This window comes from Hydrotalea flava, assembly GCF_001623405.1.
Taxonomy (GTDB): domain Bacteria; phylum Bacteroidota; class Bacteroidia; order Chitinophagales; family Chitinophagaceae; genus Hydrotalea; species Hydrotalea flava.
In genome coordinates, this window is the sequence record NZ_LUHG01000005.1 from 1 (window position 1) to 663 (window position 663).

The 663-nt window shown below is 26.2% G+C and carries 1 protein-coding gene; it reads right to left on the reverse strand.

What is annotated here, in order from left to right; all coding sequences use genetic code 11:
• Positions 1-334 precede the first annotated feature (334 nt).
• Entirely contained in the window at positions 335-577 is a 243-nt protein-coding gene (locus A0F92_RS15980; protein WP_068240385.1) for a stage II sporulation protein M, read from the reverse strand.
• Positions 578-663: the final 86 nt, after the last annotated feature.

Consider the following 663-nt stretch of genomic DNA (forward strand, 5'->3'; position numbering starts at 1 on the left):
ATTGGCGATAAGTATAATCGCCTGTTAAATACTCGGCTATGATAGCCTCTTTGTTAATCTCTCTTTTTTGCATATTTTGTCCAAAATTAATTTACGAATAATCGTAAACCTATTTCAGGACAAGACAATCCAAACTAAAGCCATCAAGTTGACATACTTTTATTATTCATTTTTTTTCTTAAGAGTCCTTTTAAAAAATTTAATCGCAAATGGTACTAACAATATAGAAAACCAAAACGCTGCATTGTCAGAGTAATAATGTCCAATTAACCTGTTTACAAAAAAGCATATTGCGAATAGCAATAAGAAATAACTAATTTTCTTTGTCATAATATTAAAATTTATTTGTAACATAAAATTCAATTAAGACACCAATAATAAGAATTAGGTATCCTAAAGATATTTGTTTAAATATTCTATAATGATTAAATTTTATAATTTTTAAATTGTTGGATTCTTCATATAATAAAACAGAAAATTGAGTTGAAATACCCGTTACTATTACAATCCAGAATATTTCAAAAAATACATGTTGTTGTAAGCTCCCCCAAAAATAGTACGTTTTATAAGTAGACAAAAAATGTATAACTTTAAAACGTTTAATTATGAAAAAGAGTAGATTCAGTCCCCATCAGATTGCCAGTATTTTAAAAGAGTTCGATC